Source organism: Treponema sp. R6D11 (assembly GCF_054786075.1).
In genome coordinates this window covers 1-982 of sequence record NZ_BDHD01000465.1, presented here as the reverse complement: position 1 = coordinate 982, position 982 = coordinate 1, and the positions used below count along the sequence as shown (strand labels likewise).

The following is a 982-nucleotide window of genomic DNA, read 5'->3' as shown; positions in this document are numbered from 1 at the left end:
TTATAATCATGAAAAGGTGCTAAAAAACATCTTGCTAAGTATGAATATTTATTGATATAATTGTAACAAATTATTATTTATTTCTTGGAGGAAATAGCATGAAAAAGTTTTTAGCAGTTCTTTTAGTCTTGGCATTGGCAGCCTCAATGGTAGTCAGTTGCAAAGGCAAAGGCGGATCCTTAATTGGTATCGCCATGCCGGAAACCCACGTTCTTCGTTGGACAAAAGACGGCAGCTCTCTTCAAAAAGAAGCTGAAGCTCGCGGTTACCGCGCCGAAGTTCAGTACGGCGACGCGAACCAACCCACTCAGAATCAGCAGATTCAGAGCTTCCTGACTCAGGGCGCAAAAGCGCTTGTTGTCGGTTGTATCACTGACGGCGTAGCTTCCGTAATTGCCGAAGCAGGCAAAGACAAGGTTGTAGTTGTAGCTTATGACCGCATAATCGCAAATTCAGCGGATTATGATTATTACATCACATTCAACAACTTCAAAGTCGGCGTTCTTCAAGCCCAGAGTATCGTAGACGGACTTAACCTGAATGCGGCGGATTCGTCAAATCCCAAATTAATCACCCTGTTTGCCGGTTCACCGACAGACGGAAACGCCTTCTTCTTCTTTGACGGCGCGATGAGCGTTCTTAATCCCTTCATCGACAAAGGCGTACTCAAAGTTATCGGACCTTATCCGAAAACATCAGCAGACAAGAGCAATTTCCAGAGAATCGCCACTGAAAACTGGCAGGCTCCTATTGCTAAAACACGCATGGAAAACCTGTTAAGCAACGAAGCAAGAAACGTAACATTAGACGCGGTATTAGCGCCTAATGACACACTTGCCCGCGCTATTCTTCAGGCTTGTAAAGCGGATGCCAAATATCGCGGTAAATTGCCTATCACATCAGGTCAGGACGCTGAATATGAATCCGCCGAATCAATTAAAAACGGCGAACAATACAGCACAGTATTTAAGAACACCGCTAA

General features: G+C 44.5%; 1 protein-coding gene. It reads left to right on the top strand.

The annotated features are described in order from the left end of the window. Positions 1 to 98: 98 nt before the first annotated feature. A partial coding sequence (locus ACYVTD_RS13995; protein ID WP_461248336.1) for a substrate-binding domain-containing protein occupies positions 99 to 982 on the top strand: 884 nt, incomplete at its 3' end.